Here is a 15501-nt window from a genome sequence, read left to right on the forward strand (position 1 = left end):
TCTCAGGCTTGTGGGGGGGCTGCGAAGGGCACGTCCAGTGGCGCGGTGTCGAAATTGCGCAGCAGGTCGATGAGAATCTGCGTAGCCGGGCCCAAGGTCTTCTCTTTGCTCGAATAAAGGTAGAACAGTGGGTGGCGGCTGCCACCCTGATCCAGCGGCAACGGCTTGAGCACGCCTTCGCGCAGCTCGCGCTCGATCATGTGGCGGGGCAGCCAGGCAAAGCCGAGGCCACTGCTGACGAAGGTAGCGGCGGTGCCCAGGCTACCGACGGTCCAGCGTTGCTCGGCACCCAGCCAGCCGACATCGCGCGGCTGGGCGCGGCCGGAGTCACGGATTACCACCTGCAACTGGCTTTCCAGGTCCTGGAAGGTCAGTTCGCGGCCCAGGCGGTGCAGGCTGTGTTCGGGGTGGGCGACGGCGACGAACTCCACCGCGCTCAGTTCGGCGCCCAGGTAGCCGCCGATGCTGTAGCTGCTGATGGCCAGGTCGGCGATACCTTCGTGCATCACTTCCTCGACGCCAGACAGCACTTCTTCACGCAGGCGCACCCGGCAGCCACGGCTCTGCGGCATGAACGCGGCCAGGGCGCGTACCAGGCGGGCACTGGGGTAGGCGGCATCGACCACCAGCCGTACCTCGGCCTCCCAGCCCTGTTCCATGTGGTGGGCAAGGTCTTCGAGCTGACTGGCCTGCTTGACCAGGTGGCGCGAACGGCGCAGCAGGACATTGCCGGCCTCGGTGAGCACCGCCTTGCGGCCGTCGATGCGCAGCAGCGGCACGCCCAGTTGCTCCTGCATGCGGGCCACGGTGTAGCTGACCGATGACTGCGAGCGGTGCAGTGCCTCGGCGGCCTGGGCAAACCCACCGTGATCGACCACTGCCTGCAGGGTTCGCCACTGGTCAAGGGTTACGCGCGGCGCTTTCATCTTTCGCTCCTGTTGTCCTAAGCTGCGCTCTTTCAAGGAGAGCGGCCCATGAAGAAATGTTGTGCGGCAATACTGATGTGCCTGCCCCTCGGGGCCATGGCTTATCCCATCGACGTTGAGAAGGAACTGACCGGGGTAAAGCTCGACTACACCGCCTATGACACGGCCTATGACATTGGCGCCATCACCCTCAACAACTATGGGCAGGTACCGGCCGCGTGCAAGGTGACTTTCCGCAATGGCCCCGAGGCACCACGGGTGCGCCGGGTGAACGTACCGGCCGGTAAAAGCGTCGATGTCACTGCCAAGTTCAACCGGCAGATCATCAAATTACGGATCGCCTTGAACTGCAGTGCAGAATAAACTGATAAATCGATAGATTGAACCCACTTTTTACGCTTTTTTATCGATAGGTCAAGCCGTAATCTCACCTCCATCGAATCGCAACCCTTTTTGCCGATGGAGGCCCCCCCATGTCCCGCGTACTGATCATCGAAAGCAGCGCCCGCCAGCAGGATTCCGTTTCCCGTCAGCTGACCCGTGATTTCATCCAGCAGTGGCAGGCCGCCCACCCGGCCGATCAGATCAGTGTGCGCGACCTGGCCGTGAACCCGGTGCCGCACCTGGACGCCAACCTGCTGGGTGGCTGGATGAAGCCCGAAGAACAGCGCAGTGCTTCCGAACTGGACGCCTTGGCCCGCTCCAACGAACTGACCGATGAGCTGCTCGCCGCCGACGTGCTGGTGATGGCTGCGCCGATGTACAACTTCACCATCCCCAGCACCCTGAAGGCCTGGCTGGACCACGTGCTGCGTGCCGGCATCACCTTCAAGTACACCCCCACCGGCCCGCAGGGCTTGCTGACTGGCAAGCGCGCCATCGTCCTGACTGCCCGTGGCGGCATCCACGCCGGTGCCACCAGCGACCACCAGGAACCGTACCTGCGCCAGGTAATGGCCTTCATCGGCATTCACGATGTCGACTTCATCCATGCCGAAGGCCTGAACATGAGCCCTGACTTCCACGAGAAGGGCGTCAACCAGGCCAAGGCCAAGCTGGCGGCGGTGGCCTGAGGCTTAGCGAATTCCCAACCCTGACACCTGTTGTTGCTCCTTTGGGTGTACCTGCCCGGCCTGCATGGCCGGGCTTTTTTATATTTGTGCGCATGCGGTCTGCTTTTGCTCTGTGTAGGAGCGGCCTTGTGTCGCGAAAGGGCTGCAAAGCAGCCCCGGCAATATGTGCTGCTGTGCTGAGATCCCGGGGGCGCTTCGCACCCCTTTCGCGACACAAGGCCGCTCCTACATAGACCGCGTGCGCTGCCGTCCTTACATTCCTCATGGTTGAACTCATTTGCCGCAACCCGCTAAGGTCGCGGCCTTGATCCACGAGAGGCAACCATGGGCTACCTGATAATCGTCGCGCTGATCCAGGCGTTTTCCTTCAGCCTGATCGGCGAGTACCTGGCCGGGCACGTCGACAGCTACTTTGCCGTGCTCGCGCGCGTGGTGCTGGCTGGCTTGGTATTCCTGCCGCTGACCCGCTGGCGCCAGGTCGAGCCGCGCTTCATGCGCTCGATGCTGCTGATTGGCGCGCTGCAGTACGGCATCACCTACGTCTGCCTGTACCTGAGCTTTCGCGTGCTCACCGTGCCGGAGGTGCTGCTGTTCACCATTCTCACGCCGTTGCATGTGACGCTGATCGAAGACGCCATGAACCGGCGCTTCAACCCGTGGGCGCTGCTGGCAGCGCTGGTGGCGGTGGCCGGCGCGGCGGTGATCCGCTTCGACACCATCAGCGGCGAGTTCTTCATCGGCTTCCTGCTGCTGCAACTGGCCAACTTCACCTACGCCGCCGGCCAGGTGCTGTACCGCCACCTGGTTGCACGCCACCCCAGCGACCTGCCGCACTACAAGCGCTTTGGCTACTTCTACCTGGGCGCGTTGATCGTGGTATTGCCGGCCTTCCTGCTGTTTGGCAACGCCCAGCACCTGCCGACCACCGATGTGCAGTGGCTGGTGCTGCTGTTCCTGGGCCTGTGCCCGACGGCGCTGGGCCTGTACTGGTGGAACAAGGGCGCCTGCCTGGTTTCGGGCGGGACGCTGGCGGTGATGAACAACCTGCATGTGCCGGTAGGGTTGCTGCTCAATTTGCTGATCTGGAACCAGGACGAGCCATTGGGCAGGCTGTTCATCGGCGGGGCAGTGATCCTGGCGTCGGTGTGGATGAGCCGCCTGGGTACCCTGACGTTATCAAGCAAGCCATGGCGCAGCCAGCTATGACGCGTTCGTTACTGAACCCAAATCCCGCCGGTACCTACCCGATAATCATGAAAACAAAATCGGGAGACCGGCGTGAAGCTAGAAACGCGAAGTATCGAATTTGTCCCACACGCCGAGCGTTATGGCACGCCTAAACGATTGTTCACCATCTGGTTCAGCTCCAATTTCCAGATAACCGCCCTGATGGTCGGCACCCTGGGTGCTGCGTCGGGGCTAAGTCTGGGCTGGACCTTGCTGGGCCTGTTGGTCGGCAACCTGATCGGCACCGTGTTCATGGCCGCGCATTCTGCCCAGGGGCCCCACCTGGGCGTGCCACAGATGATCCAGAGCCGGGCCCAGTTCGGTGTCCATGGTGCCGCGCTCCCTCTGCTGGTGATGGTCACGGCCGCAGTCCTGTTCCTCGCCGCCAGCGGCGTGCTGATGCGCAATGCCCTGCAGGCGCTGGTGCCCATGAGCGATGACCAGGCCATCGTGGTGGTCGGCTTGCTGACTTTTGTCATCGGCTTTGTCGGCTACGAACTCATCCACCGCCTTGGGGCATGGATGAGCCTGTTGTCCACGCTGGTTTTTGCCGGCGCCCTGGTGCTGATCCTGCTGCACCCCGGCGACATGGCAACCACAACGGCAGTGAGTACCGGCTTCTCGTTCACCGCCTTCAACCTGATCGTGGCCCAGTCGGCCTCCTGGACGCTGGGGTATGGCCCCTATGTAGCCGATTACTCGCGCTACCTCCCGGCCAACGTCAACCCACGCGCCACCTTCTGGGCCACCTATTGCGGTTGTGCGCTGGGCTCCTTCGCCATGATGGCGCTCGGCGCGCTGGTGGCGGTGGAATTGCCCTCCGCACTGGGGCATGACCCGGCCACAGCCATTGCCGCGTTGTTCGGCCCGTGGGCGCCGCTGGCGCTGGCAGTGATTGCACTGGGGGTGATCCAGTACAACGTCCTGTGCCTGTACAGCGCCTACATGTCGTCGGTCACGATCTTTGGTGCCTTCAAGACTATCCGGCGCGTGACCGCGACGGCCAAGGCCTTGGTGATGGCTGGGCTGACCGCAGCGGCAACGGTGATCGCCATCGCCACCCAGTACAATTTCGATACATTCTTTGCCGACATCCTGATCGGCCAGCTGTACCTGTTGATCCCATGGAGCGCGATCAACCTGGTGGATTACTACTGGGTATGCCGAGGCCACTATGATGTGGGGGCGCTGTATGACTCCAAGGGGCGTTATGGCTGCTTCAATCGTCGAAGCCTGGCGGTGTACGCCGTGTCGATCATCGGTACCATCCCGTTCATGAAGCTGTCGTTCTACACGGGCTTCGTGGCCGAGTGGCTGGGGGCAGACATCAGTTGGGCGATGGGGTTGATCCTGGCCGGTGCGCTGTATTGCATGGTCCATGGGCGCGAGAGCAACCGGCTTTCGACAACCATGAATGCGCACCCCTGACTCGGTCCTGACACGGAAAGGGGCCGCTTTGCGGCCCATCGCCGGCAAGCCAGCTCCCACAGGCACCGCGCAAAATTCGAGACGTTTGCAGTACCTGTGGGAGCTGGCTTGCCGGCGATGGGCTGCGAAGCAGCCCCGGCAATATCAAGCCTCGCTCATGTCTTCCAGCCGACGCGGCACAGGCTCTTGCGATACACGCCCGCTCAACCCTACCCGCATGTCGTTGCCACTTGGCTGCTGATACAGGCTCAAGCCAAACTCCGGCAACACCGCCAGCAGGTAGTCGAAGATATCCCCCTGAATCCGCTCGTACTCAGCCCACGCCGTGGTGGTGGTAAAGCAGTAGATTTCCAGCGGTACACCCTCGGCGGTGGTCTGCATTTGCCGCACCATGCAGGTCATGTTCGGGTGCACGTTGGGGTGGTTCTTCAGGTAGGCCAGGGCAAACGCCCGGAAGGTGCCGATGTTGGTCAGCTTGCGGCGGTTGGCCGACAGCTCGGCCACCGGCCCCAGGGCTTCGTTCCAGCTTTGCAGTTCCTGGCGCTTGCCCGCCAGGTAATCGCGCAGAAGGCTGACCTGGCTCAGGCGCTGTTCTTCCTCGCGAGTCAGGAACCGTACGCCGGCTGCATCGATGAACAGGCTACGCTTGATGCGTCGGCCACCAGACTGCTGCATACCGCGGTAGTTGCGGAACGACTCGCTCATCAGGCGCCAGGTGGGGATGGAGACGATGGTCTTGTCGAAGTTCTGCACCTTCACCGTGTGCAGGGTGATGTCCACCACGTCGCCATCGGCGCCCACCTGGGGCATTTCGATCCAGTCGCCCACGTGCAGCATGTCGTTGCTGGTCAGCTGCACACTGGCGACGAACGACAGCAGGGTGTCCTTGTACACCAACAGCAGCACCGCCGACATGGCGCCCAGGCCCGACAGCAGCAACAGCGGCGAGCGGTCGATCAGGGTGGCGACGATGACGATGGAGGCGAAGATCCACAGCATCATCTTGGCCAGTTGCACGTAACCCTTGATAGAGCGGGTGCGGGCGTGTTCGGTGCGGGCATAGATGTCGAGCAGGGCATCCAGCAGGCACGACAGCGCCATGGTCATGAACAGCAGGGTAAAGGCCAGGGCGACATTGCCGAGGAAGTGCTGGGCGGTGTCGGACAGCTCGGGCACCAGTTTCAGGCCGAACTGCAGCACCAGTGACGGCGTGGTCTGTGCCAGGCGGTGGAAAACCTTGTTGTTGCGCAGGTCGTCCAGCCACTTCAGCGCTGGCTGGCGGGCCAGCAGGCGGGCGCCGTGCAGCACCAGGAAGCGTGCCAGGCGGCCGATGACCAGGGAAATGAGCAGCAGCACCGCCAGGCCAATGGCCGCGTGCAGCATCGGATGTTGGTCAAGTGTGCCCCACAGGTCGAGGGAGTCACGCCAGATTCGTTGGATATCCATGGGCTTGCGTACAGTCTTGTTGCCAAACGAAGCGCCATTAGAGCGCGGATGGCGACAAAGTTGCCAAAAGAAATTCGGCTAAGGCGGCAGAAAACGTTACCCTATGCAACTGAATTTTCCGCACTTGCCTGAGGTTACCTCCGTGTTCTCCCAATTCGCCCTGCATGAACGCCTGCTTAAAGCCGTGGCCGAGCTTAACTTTGTCGAGCCAACCCCGGTGCAGGCCGCGGCCATCCCCCTGGCCCTGCAAGGGCGTGACCTGCGCGTGACCGCGCAGACCGGCAGCGGCAAGACCGCGGCCTTCGTGCTGCCGCTGCTCAACCGCCTGGTCGACCTGCGCGAACGCCGCGTCGAGATCCGCGCGCTGATCCTGCTGCCGACCCGTGAACTGGCCCAGCAGACCCTCAAGCAGGTACAGCTGTTCTCGCAGTTCACCTACATCAAGTCGGGCCTGGTGACCGGCGGTGAAGACTTCAAGGAACAGGCCGCCATGCTGCGCAAGGTGCCGGATGTGCTGATCGGCACCCCGGGCCGCCTGCTCGAGCAGCTCAATGCCGGCAACCTCGACCTGTCTCACGTACAGGTGCTGATCCTCGACGAAGCCGACCGCATGCTCGACATGGGCTTCGCCGAAGACATGGAGCGCCTGTGCAAGGAGTGCGAGAACCGCCAGCAGACCCTGCTGTTCTCCGCCACCACCGGTGGTGCAGCCCTGCGCGACATCATCGGCAAGGTGCTGAAAGACCCAGAGCACTTGATGCTCAACAGCGTCTCGCAGCTGGCCGAAGGCACCCGCCAGCAGATCATCACCGCTGACCACGACCAGCACAAAGAGCAGATCGTGCAGTGGCTGCTGGCCAACGAAACCTTCGACAAGGCGATCATCTTCACCAACACCCGCGCCCTGGCCGACCGCATCTACGGCCATCTGGTGGCCAAGGACGTGAAGGCCTTCGTGCTGCACGGCGAGAAGGACCAGAAGGACCGCAAGCTGGCCCTGGACCGCTTCAAGCAGGGCAGCTCCAAGGTGCTGGTGGCTACCGACGTTGCGGCCCGTGGCCTGGACATCGACGGCCTGGACCTGGTGATCAACTTCGACATGCCGCGCAGCGGTGACGAGTACGTGCACCGCGTGGGCCGTACCGGCCGTGCCGGTGGCGAAGGCCTGGCGATCTCGCTGATCACCCACAACGACTGGAACCTGATGTCGAGCATCGAGCGCTACCTCAAGCAGCAGTTCGAGCGCCGGGTGATCAAGGAAGTGAAGGGCACCTACAACGGGCCGAAGAAGGTCAAGGCCTCGGGCAAGGCGGCTGGCAGCAAGAAGAAAAAGGTCGAGAAGAAGACCGGTGACAAGAAGGCGGCCGCCAAGCGCAAGCCAACCGCCAAGCCGAAGGCCAATGCACCGCTGGCCAGCGCCGACGGCCTGGCGCCGCTGAAGAAGCGCAAGCCTGCGGCTGAGTAACCTTCAGTAGCGCTGTTGGTTTCTTCGCGGGCACGCCCGCTCCCACAGGATAATCACAGATATCGAAGGCTGTGTTATCCCTGTGGGAGCGGGCGTGCCCGCGAAGGGGCCAGCACAGGCGACCACTATTCAGCCTTTTTCTCCGCCTCTTTCAACTCCTTGATCCGCTTGTCGATCAGCTGACACTTGTCGGGCAAGTCCTTGCTCGCCGTCCCCAGCTCCATCCCTTGAAGCTCGTCATTGATCTCCTTGGCCTTCTGCGGGTTCTGCTCGGTCAACTGGGTGACCAACCCGGCCAGCTCTTCGCGTTTCTGCATTGCTTCTTCCGGTGTGCAGGCCCAGGTGGGCAGGGCGCAGAACAGGGCGGTGGCGCAGGCAATGGGCAGCAGCAGTTTCATCCTTCCTACCTCCGGCGGTGGTGATGCCCGGTGGAGGCATGTGCCTGGCCGTTAGTTCAGCGCCTTCGACCGGTGGCTATACCCCTGGGTATATTTACCGCGCTCATCCTCGGCTCTAGTTTGAAGCCACAAACATGACAACCGAGGAACACACCCATGGATCGATTGAAAGGCAAGGTGGCACTGATTACCGGCGGCGCAGGCGGTTGTGGCCTGGCCGCGTCGGAGCTGTTCGCCGCCGAGGGCGCCAAGGTGGTGATCCTCGACTTGCCGACCAGCCAGGGCGAAGCCGTGGCGGCGCGCATCAACGCGGACGGCGGCCAGGCGCTGTTCGTCGCCGCCGATGTGTCGCAGGCCGACCAGGTGCACCGCGCCGTAACCCAGGCCCAGGTGCACTTCGGCCCGATCACCGTGCTGATGAACCACGCCGGGATCATCGCCGCCGGCCCGTTCCTCGAAACCAGCGAAGCGGAATGGGACCGGCTGATGAGCGTCAACGTGAAAAGCATGTTCCTGGTCACCAAGGCGGTGTTGCCTAGCATGCTCGCCGCCGGCGGCGGCAGCGTGATCTGCACCTCGTCGATCTCGGCGGTGGTCGGCACGCCAATGGAGGTGCTGTATTGCACCACCAAGGGCGCCTGCCACATGTTCGCCCGCGCCCTGGCCGTGGAATACCGCGACCAGAACATCCGCAGCAACGCCATTTGCCCAGGCTTCATCGGCACCGCCCATGGCCGCCGCGAGCTCGACCTGCTGCGCGGTTTTGGCGTGGACGCTTCCGACGAAGCAATCAAGACCATGCAGGGGCGCCTGTGCGACCCGGCCGAAGTGGCCAACGCCGCGTTGTTCCTGGCCAGTGACGAGTCGAGCTTCGTCAGCGGCTCGCACCTGTTCGTCGACAACGCCTACACCGCCATGTAATGCCCGGCCGGCAGTACCCTGCCGGCACCAACAAGAACAACACGCAGCACCCTTCAATTCTGCCCACAAAGCCAATTCCAACAAGACAGAGGCAGCAGATGGAAAACATAGGCACTTACGTCATCTACGTGATCATGGTGTGCGCCGTGATCGGCGCGATCGCATCGATCGTCAATGCGGAATCCGAGCTGGCCAAGGAGTTCACCGCCGGCCTGCACAGCATTGGCCCGATCTTCATCCCGGTGGCCGGGATCATGGCCGCCATCCCGTTCATTTCCAGTTTCATCAGCCAGTTCATCGGCCCGCTGTTCCTGGCCATGGGCGCCGATGCCGGCATCGCCGGGCCGATCTTCATCGCCTCGGACCTGGGCGGCTACCAGCTGGCCCAGGCGTTGTCGCACAGCCCCGAAGGCTGGATCCTTGGCCTTATCACTGGCTTCCAGTGCGGTTCGACGGTGATCTTCGTCATCCCGGTGGGCCTGGCAATGCTCAACAAGGCCGACCACAAGTACATGGCGCTGGGCATCATGGCCGGGTTGTTGAGCATCCCGATCAGCATCGTGTTGATCGCCATGGGCATGCAGGCCATGGGCCTGGGCGTGCGCCCGGACATCGCCACGGCGGGCGCTGCGACCCAGGCGCTGCACTTCACCCTGCCGACCCTGCTGCGCAACCTGTCGCCGCTGATCCTGTTCTGCGTGGCACTGGCGGCGGCGCTGCGCTACTTCCCCAACTTCATGGTCAGCCTGTTCCTCAAGCTGGGGCAGTTGATGTATGCCGCCGTGACGCTGGTGCTGGTGGCGTCGATCGTCGAGTACTTCACCGGTGCGTTCACTTCGCTGTTCGGTGGCTGGGGCTTTGCCCCGATCATCGCCGACAAGGACGACCAATTCCGGGCGCTGGAGATTGCCGGCTACGTGGGCATCATGCTGTGCGGTGCGTTCCCGATGGTTTACCTGATCAAGCGTTTCCTGTCGCAGCCGATCGAAAAGGTGGCGTCGAAACTCGGCCTGTCGCCGGTGGGCGCGGCCGGTATCCTCGCGGCCTCGGCCAACATCCTGGCGATGTTCCGCCTGGTGGCCGACATGCCGCCGAAAGACAAGGTGCTGGTGATTGCCTTTGCCGTGTGCGCCGCCTTCACCTTTGGTGATCACCTGGCCTACTCGGCCAACTTCCAGCCCACGCTGATCGGGCCGCTGATCATCGGCAAGCTCGCCGGTGGCCTGCTGGGCATGCTGTTGGCCTACTGGCTGGCGGTGCCCAAGGCACTGGAGCTGGGCCGCCAGGAAGAAGAGGCCGGCCTGCTGCCCGCCAGTGCACCGTTGCACTGACAGGGCCAGGCATCGTTCAATGCCGTTCGGGCTTGCACAGCCGGGCGGCATTTGCGCCTTCTCCCACACCGCACGGGCCTCCGCAATGAACAGCGACAACGCCAACCGCCTGGGTGCGGTCATTCGCAGCATCGGCAGCGATGCACTGGGCCCGGCCCTCGACACCGCGCTCAAGGGCGTGGTCGATTTCGACATGAGCTGCGCCTACCTGTTTCGCTTCAACCAACCCGCGCTGCTGATTCATGACGGCTACAACCAGCGAGTCGCCGAACGTACGCTGAAAGCCTACCTGCGCGGCGGCTATCTGCTCGACCCGTTCTACGTCGCCTGTACCAACAACCACCCAGGTGGCCTGTGGCGGATGCGCGAACTGGCCCCGGACAGCTTCTTCGCCTCGGGCTTTTCCATCTCCCACGACATCCACCCCTGCGTCTCGTCGCACCACGGCAGCCTGATCGAAGAGATCGGTTTCATCGTGCCGGTAAGGCCACGGACCGCCCTGGTGTATTCGCTGATGCGTGGCCTGGACAAGGGCGCGTTCGAGGCCGAGGAAGCGCAGCGGCTGGCAGCGTTGACGCCGGTCATCGATGCCATTTTCAGCCAGCACCTGCGCCTGGCACATGCCGATGACCTGGCCGACCCGCAGGAGTCCGACAGCCAGTTGGAAGATGCTTTCGTCGATATCCTCCAGGGCCAGCTGACCGAAACCCAGCGGCATGTGGCCAAGCTGATCCTGCAAGGGCACAGCAGCCAGTCGATCTCCCGCGAGCTGGGCATCTCGGAAGGCACGGTGAAAGTACACCGGCACAACATCTGGCAGCGGCTGGGGATTGCCGGTAATGCGGAGCTGTTTCGATTGTTCATCAACTATCTGGTCAAGCAGTAACCGAGCCGCGCAGGCCGGTTGCCTGGGCGCCAGCGCTAACATCTTTTCTCCCGGCCTGTGCGGGCCCTTGTAGGAGCGGCCTTGTGTCGCGAAAGGGCTGCAAAGCAGCCCCAGCAATTTGTGCATTTACGCTGAAACCCCGGGGCTGCTTCGCAGCCCTTTCGCGACACAAGGCCGCTCCTACACCTGAGCGCGGTAACCGATCAGCTGAGAGCCGGCGTGTTCGTTTATCAGCCAGCTCGCTCATGGCGTGCTGAGATATTTCGGAACGCCGGGCAACCTCGGCAGGTCCCAACCTGTGTACCCCTTCCGTCCACAGCAGGAGCCCGTAGCCATGAGCATCGCCTACGACTGGGACCTGATCGAGCGTTTGCTGCACGAGGTGCAGAACGGCGCCGGTCACAGCTTCACGCCACGCCCCTATGCCGAGCAGCACGCTGCGGCACTGGCTGCCAAGGGGGAGCCGGTGGGCGACCTGGACCACCTGAAAACCCGTGCCTGCGAGTACGAAAGGTTGTTGTTCGAGCGTGGTTTCATCGAAACCCGGCCCGAAGAGGATGGCGGCAATGGCGAGAACTTCGTGCTGACCGAGCGCGGTTCGCGGCTGATGAGCCTGATCGACAGCAGCATTCCCGGCTTCGAGCACCCGCGCCAGGTGCTGGACGAGCAGGAGGATGCGCTGGACGAAACCACCTTCGAGCAGGTGTCGGCGAAGGCACAGATCGCCTGAGGTCGTTTTGAGGCTGGCAAGGGCGGCCATGGAAACCCGATAATCGGTAGTTCCTGAACACTGCCGAGCCCTTGCCCATGCCAATGACCACCGCAGAGGCCCGCCTATGAGCGCGGTCCGCAAGAACCCCGATGCCTTTGCCTTGCAGGTGATGCTGGGGCTGTGCCTGATCTGGGGTTGCCAGCAGGTGTTGATCAAGACTGCCGCCATCGATATCGCGCCGGTGATGCAGGCGGCCCTGCGCAACGGCATCGCCGCCGTGCTGGTGGGCCTGATGCTGTGCTGGCGCGGAGGCTGGGAGCAGGTCGGCAGCACCTGGCGTGCCGGGGTGGTGGCGGGCGGGCTGTTCGGCCTGGAGTTCCTGTTCATTGCCGAGGGGCTGAAGCTGACCTCGGCGGCGCACATGTCGGTGTTCCTCTATACCGCGCCGGTGTTTACCGCGTTGGGCCTGCATTTCAGGTTGCCCAGCGAACGCCTGCGGCTGCTGCAATGGCTGGGGATCCTGCTGGCCTTCGGCGGCATTGCCATGGCGTTTGCCGGCGGCATGTCGTTCGAGCACATGGATGGCCGCACCCTGCTGGGGGATGCCTTTGGCGTGATCGCCGGGCTGGCCTGGGGGGCGACCACGGTGGTGGTGCGTTGCTCGCGGCTGTCGGAAGCACCGGCGACCCTGACCCTGTTCTATCAGCTGGCGGTGGGCTTTGCCGGGTTGCTGCTGATTGCCTTGCTCAGCGGCCAGATCGGCGCGGTGACGCTGACGCCGCTGGCGATGGGCAGCGTGCTGTTCCAGGGGATTGTGGTGTCGTTCATCAGCTACCTGACCTGGTTCTGGTTGCTGCGCAAATACCTGGCGTCGAACCTGGCAGTGTTCTCGTTCATCACCCCGCTGTTCGGGGTGACCTTCGGCGTGTTGTTGCTGGATGAGCCGCTGAGCCTGAACTTTGTGGTTGGCGCGTTGATGGTGCTGCTGGGGGTGGTCCTGGTGAGTGCCGAGCCTTGGGTGAAGCAGCAGTTGCGGCGGATTGTGGGATGATCGATAACCTGTACCGGCCTCTTCGCGGGCTTGCCCGCTCCCACAGGTGCTGCACAGGTCTTGAAGACTGTGCGGCCCCTGTGGGAGCGGGCGAGCCCGCGAAGAGGCCGGCACAGGCAGCCACGATTCAGGATGCCGCCTTGGCCTGACAGGCGTTGCCCTGCTGTGCAGAGCTACCAAACAGCACCAGCCCCCCAGCCACTACCAACCCACCCGCAGCCACCATCAGCGCCGGCTGCAGCCCGCCGCTGTAATGGCTGCTGACCGCCGCCAGCAATGGCCCACTCAACTGCCCGAGGGCAAAGCAGGCTGTCAGCAGCCCGGCATTGCGCTGCGTGGCATGCGGCGCCAGCTCCCGCGAACGTTGCATCACCAGCTGCATGCAGGCCAGGAACGGCCCACCACACAGCACCACGCCCAACGCCAGCCCGACACCCCCGCCCATCAGGCAGGCCAGTACACCCAGCCCCTGCAGCCACAGGGTGGCGGTGAGCCAGGCCGAGGTGCGGCCGCCACGCCGCAGGCTCACCAGCAGCACCCCCAGCGCCGCCGCCAGGCCGAACGCCGGCCAGAACAGGTCGGCCAGCCACTGCCCGTGGAACTGCTGGTTGGCCATCTGCGACAGGAAGGTGGCCGGCAGGATGTAACCCACGCCATACAGCGCATACACCAGCCCCAGGCGGCCGATGCCGACACTGCGCGTGTGGCCCTGGCGTGCAGCCGACGGCACCGGCGCCGCTTGCAGCGCCCTTGGCAGCCAAGGCCGGACCGCCAGCAGCATCACCAGCGCGGCCACGGCATAGATCAGCCACAGTGCTGCCGAGCCCAGCCCCCACAAATGCGCCACCAGCGCCAGCAAACCCGTCAGCGCAATGCCCAGGCCGGGCCCCGCGAACACCAGGGCACCCAGGCGCTGGCGGTTGTTTGCATTGGCCACCTGTTGGCTGAGGCTGGTGATCATCACCAGCACCCAGGCGCTGGCCACGCCGGTGCCGAAGCGCAGCAGCAGGTGGCTCCAGAACCCGTCTGCGGCCCATGAGGCCAGGGTCAACAGCACGCACAACCACAGCCCACCGTGCAGGCGCAGGCGCACCTGGCCCGGCGAGCGGGCGAACATGGCATCGACCGCGCCGATGAAGTAACCCAGGTAGTTGGCCGCTGCCACCAGCCCGGCGACCGTCAGGTCGAACTGGCCTTCGGCGATCAGTTGCGGCAGCTGCGGGGTCAGGGCGAAACGGCCGATGCCCATGGCCATCATCAGCGCCACGGCGCTGGCAAGCAGTTGAATGAGTGGCGACATGACGAGTCTCCTGCACGGATGTAAGCGATGGCTGGCAGGTTAGGGCGGTTTCTTTTTCAATAAAATTGAATAATGATGATCAAGTTGTTCTGTTTTGGAGAATGCCTTGGAATTCAGCCAACTGCGAATCTTCCAGGCCGTGGCCGAGGAAGGTTCGGTCACCCGTGCCGCAGAGCGCCTGCATCGGGTGCCGTCGAACCTGTCGACGCGCTTGCGCCAGCTTGAAGAGCAACTGGGTGTCGAGCTGTTCCTGCGCGAGCGCCAGCGCCTGCAGCTTTCGCCGGCGGGCAAGGTGCTGCTGGATTACGCCAACCGCATGTCAGCCTTGCGCGACGAGGCGCTGGCCGCCGTGCGTGGCGGCCAACCGGCCGGGGACTTCGTGCTGGGGACCATGTACAGCACGGCGGCGACCCATTTGCCGGGGTTGCTGGCGCGTTATCACCAGGCCTACCCGGCGGTTAACCTGCAGGTGCGTGCGGCGCCCAGTGGCGAGCTGCTGGAAGGCCTGCTCAACCACACCTTGGACGCGGCCCTGGTGGACGGGCCACCAAGCCTGGCCGGGCTAGATGGCGTGCCGCTGTGCGATGAGCAACTGGTGCTGATCACCAGCCCCGAGCACCCGGCGGTACACACTGCCAAGGATGTGGCCGGCAAGGCGGTGTTCACCTTCCGCCAGGGCTGCTCGTACCGCATGCGCCTGGAGGCCTGGTATGCCCATGCCCATACGCCAATGGGCCGGGTGATGGAAATCGAGTCGTACCAGAGCATGCTGGCCTGCGTGATCGCCGGCGCGGGTGTGGCGATGATGGCCAGGTCGATGCTCGACAGCCTGCCCGGGCGCGACCGGGTGCGGGTGCACCAGTTGCAGGCGCCGTTCGATCAGGCGGTCACCTGGTTGATGTGGCGCCAGGGGATGCGCGGGGCAAATTTGCAGGCCTGGATCGACCTGCAACAAAGCGAAACGATTAACCAGTCGTCGGAATGCGCCGTTACGGCTTGATCCGTATCAAAATGGCCCGTATCTGTAGGTTTAGAGGCATGCGTAATACAGGACATAGGGCTATGATCTGTATGAAACATCGCAGGATTGAATTGCCGTGAGGCTGACCCGTCAAGGGGGCATTATGAATAAACCACTGTCCAACTGGCTCCACGACCTGGCTGTCGCCTTGGGGCTGATTCCACCACCCTTGCAGCCGGTGCCGATCCCGACTGATGAAGAGCAGCGCAAACGCCAACCGCGTCGTCGCTGATACAGACAAAGGCCGCTGCATCTGGGTGGGTGCAGCGGCCTTTTTGTGTCTGCCAATTGTGTGTTGCCTGTACCGGCCTCTTCG

Annotated in this window: 16 protein-coding genes; 12 read left to right on the forward strand and 4 right to left on the reverse strand. The window is 63.5% G+C overall.

Translation table 11 applies throughout. The features are described 5' to 3' along the window. Positions 1-2 precede the first annotated feature (2 nt). Positions 3-926, reverse strand: coding sequence for a LysR family transcriptional regulator (locus tag CAG22_RS06370; RefSeq protein WP_012273620.1), 924 nt, complete (start codon positions 924-926; stop codon positions 3-5). Positions 927-974: 48 nt separating this feature from the next. Here CAG22_RS06370 and CAG22_RS06375 point away from each other — a divergent pair, with 48 nt between their 5' ends. From CAG22_RS06375 to CAG22_RS06390, 4 genes are all read left to right on the forward strand, one after another. Further along, positions 975-1289 carry a hypothetical protein gene (locus CAG22_RS06375; RefSeq protein WP_012051530.1) on the forward strand — a complete coding sequence of 105 codons (315 nt, stop codon included), beginning with the start codon at positions 975-977 and terminating at the stop codon, positions 1287-1289. 110 nt (positions 1290-1399) lie between these two features. Next, a complete protein-coding gene (locus tag CAG22_RS06380) occupies positions 1400-1999 on the forward strand; it encodes an FMN-dependent NADH-azoreductase (protein WP_085704974.1) in 600 nt (199 codons plus the stop codon). A gap of 324 nt (positions 2000-2323) precedes the next feature. Further along, positions 2324-3205 (forward strand): carboxylate/amino acid/amine transporter, encoded by an 882-nt coding sequence (locus CAG22_RS06385; RefSeq protein ID WP_025340169.1) that lies wholly within the window; start codon positions 2324-2326, stop codon positions 3203-3205. 72 nt (positions 3206-3277) lie between these two features. After that, a complete protein-coding gene (locus CAG22_RS06390) occupies positions 3278-4654 on the forward strand; it encodes a cytosine permease (RefSeq protein WP_085704976.1) in 1377 nt (458 codons plus the stop codon). A 144-nt stretch (positions 4655-4798) separates the two neighbouring features. Here CAG22_RS06390 and CAG22_RS06395 read toward each other — a convergent pair whose 3' ends face one another. Beyond that, on the reverse strand, positions 4799-6100 hold the full coding sequence (locus CAG22_RS06395) for a mechanosensitive ion channel family protein (RefSeq protein WP_085589141.1): 1302 nt from the start codon (positions 6098-6100) through the stop codon (positions 4799-4801). 103 nt (positions 6101-6203) lie between these two features. On the opposite strand from CAG22_RS06395, the gene CAG22_RS06400 reads away from it, so the two are divergent. After that, entirely contained in the window at positions 6204-7565 is a 1362-nt protein-coding gene (locus CAG22_RS06400) for a DEAD/DEAH box helicase (RefSeq protein WP_039612590.1), read from the forward strand. Between the two features lie 125 nt (positions 7566-7690). On the opposite strand, the gene CAG22_RS06405 is transcribed toward CAG22_RS06400, so the two are convergent. Then, entirely contained in the window at positions 7691-7963 is a 273-nt protein-coding gene (locus CAG22_RS06405; RefSeq protein WP_085704978.1) for a hypothetical protein, read from the reverse strand. 156 nt (positions 7964-8119) lie between these two features. On the opposite strand from CAG22_RS06405, the gene CAG22_RS06410 reads away from it, so the two are divergent. The 5 genes from CAG22_RS06410 (at position 8120) to CAG22_RS06430 (ending at position 12864) form a co-directional block, all read left to right on the forward strand. Beyond that, a complete protein-coding gene (locus CAG22_RS06410; RefSeq protein ID WP_085704980.1) occupies positions 8120-8884 on the forward strand; it encodes an SDR family NAD(P)-dependent oxidoreductase in 765 nt (254 codons plus the stop codon). Positions 8885-8982: 98 nt separating this feature from the next. Further along, on the forward strand, positions 8983-10215 hold the full coding sequence (gene eutH, locus CAG22_RS06415; protein ID WP_085704982.1) for an ethanolamine utilization protein EutH: 1233 nt from the start codon (positions 8983-8985) through the stop codon (positions 10213-10215). Between the two features lie 85 nt (positions 10216-10300). Beyond that, the gene (locus CAG22_RS06420) at positions 10301-11101 is read left to right on the forward strand and encodes a LuxR family transcriptional regulator (RefSeq protein WP_025340162.1); all 801 of its coding nucleotides are present in this window, start codon (positions 10301-10303) and stop codon (positions 11099-11101) included. 334 nt (positions 11102-11435) lie between these two features. Continuing rightward, positions 11436-11831: a hypothetical protein gene (locus tag CAG22_RS06425; RefSeq protein ID WP_013973698.1), complete on the forward strand. Its 396-nt coding sequence runs from the start codon at positions 11436-11438 to the stop codon at positions 11829-11831. Between the two features lie 106 nt (positions 11832-11937). Then, positions 11938-12864, forward strand: coding sequence for a DMT family transporter (locus tag CAG22_RS06430; RefSeq protein WP_085704984.1), 927 nt, complete (start codon positions 11938-11940; stop codon positions 12862-12864). A 127-nt stretch (positions 12865-12991) separates the two neighbouring features. On the opposite strand, the gene CAG22_RS06435 is transcribed toward CAG22_RS06430, so the two are convergent. Continuing rightward, positions 12992-14164 (reverse strand): MFS transporter, encoded by a 1173-nt coding sequence (locus tag CAG22_RS06435; protein ID WP_085704986.1) that lies wholly within the window; start codon positions 14162-14164, stop codon positions 12992-12994. A gap of 106 nt (positions 14165-14270) precedes the next feature. Between CAG22_RS06435 and CAG22_RS06440 the strand changes: the two genes are divergently transcribed. Continuing rightward, complete coding sequence (locus CAG22_RS06440; RefSeq protein ID WP_015271294.1) at positions 14271-15164, forward strand: LysR family transcriptional regulator; 894 nt, start codon at positions 14271-14273, stop codon at positions 15162-15164. Between the two features lie 124 nt (positions 15165-15288). After that, a complete protein-coding gene (locus CAG22_RS28720; RefSeq protein ID WP_009683677.1) occupies positions 15289-15417 on the forward strand; it encodes a PA1414 family protein in 129 nt (42 codons plus the stop codon). Positions 15418-15501: the final 84 nt, after the last annotated feature.

It is taken from the genome of Pseudomonas sp. B8(2017) (assembly GCF_002113575.1).
GTDB classification, from domain to species: domain Bacteria; phylum Pseudomonadota; class Gammaproteobacteria; order Pseudomonadales; family Pseudomonadaceae; genus Aquipseudomonas; species Aquipseudomonas putida_Z.

Excerpts from the sequence above, each read along its gene's own strand:
- CAG22_RS06405 (WP_085704978.1), bottom strand. The coding sequence starts at position 7,963 with ATGAAACTGCTGCTGCCCATTGCCTGCGCCACCGCCCTGTTCTGCGCC.
- CAG22_RS06385 (WP_025340169.1), top strand. The coding sequence starts at position 2,324 with ATGGGCTACCTGATAATCGTCGCGCTGATCCAGGCGTTTTCCTTCAGC.
- CAG22_RS06380 (WP_085704974.1), top strand. The coding sequence starts at position 1,400 with ATGTCCCGCGTACTGATCATCGAAAGCAGCGCCCGCCAGCAGGATTCC.
- eutH (WP_085704982.1), top strand. The coding sequence starts at position 8,983 with ATGGAAAACATAGGCACTTACGTCATCTACGTGATCATGGTGTGCGCC.
- CAG22_RS06425 (WP_013973698.1), top strand. The coding sequence starts at position 11,436 with ATGAGCATCGCCTACGACTGGGACCTGATCGAGCGTTTGCTGCACGAG.
- CAG22_RS28720 (WP_009683677.1), top strand. The coding sequence starts at position 15,289 with ATGAATAAACCACTGTCCAACTGGCTCCACGACCTGGCTGTCGCCTTG.
- CAG22_RS06375 (WP_012051530.1), top strand. The coding sequence starts at position 975 with ATGAAGAAATGTTGTGCGGCAATACTGATGTGCCTGCCCCTCGGGGCC.
- CAG22_RS06420 (WP_025340162.1), top strand. The coding sequence starts at position 10,301 with ATGAACAGCGACAACGCCAACCGCCTGGGTGCGGTCATTCGCAGCATC.
- CAG22_RS06400 (WP_039612590.1), top strand. The coding sequence starts at position 6,204 with ATGCAACTGAATTTTCCGCACTTGCCTGAGGTTACCTCCGTGTTCTCC.
- CAG22_RS06410 (WP_085704980.1), top strand. The coding sequence starts at position 8,120 with ATGGATCGATTGAAAGGCAAGGTGGCACTGATTACCGGCGGCGCAGGC.
- CAG22_RS06430 (WP_085704984.1), top strand. The coding sequence starts at position 11,938 with ATGAGCGCGGTCCGCAAGAACCCCGATGCCTTTGCCTTGCAGGTGATG.
- CAG22_RS06435 (WP_085704986.1), bottom strand. The coding sequence starts at position 14,164 with ATGTCGCCACTCATTCAACTGCTTGCCAGCGCCGTGGCGCTGATGATG.
- CAG22_RS06395 (WP_085589141.1), bottom strand. The coding sequence starts at position 6,100 with ATGGATATCCAACGAATCTGGCGTGACTCCCTCGACCTGTGGGGCACA.
- CAG22_RS06370 (WP_012273620.1), bottom strand. The coding sequence starts at position 926 with ATGAAAGCGCCGCGCGTAACCCTTGACCAGTGGCGAACCCTGCAGGCA.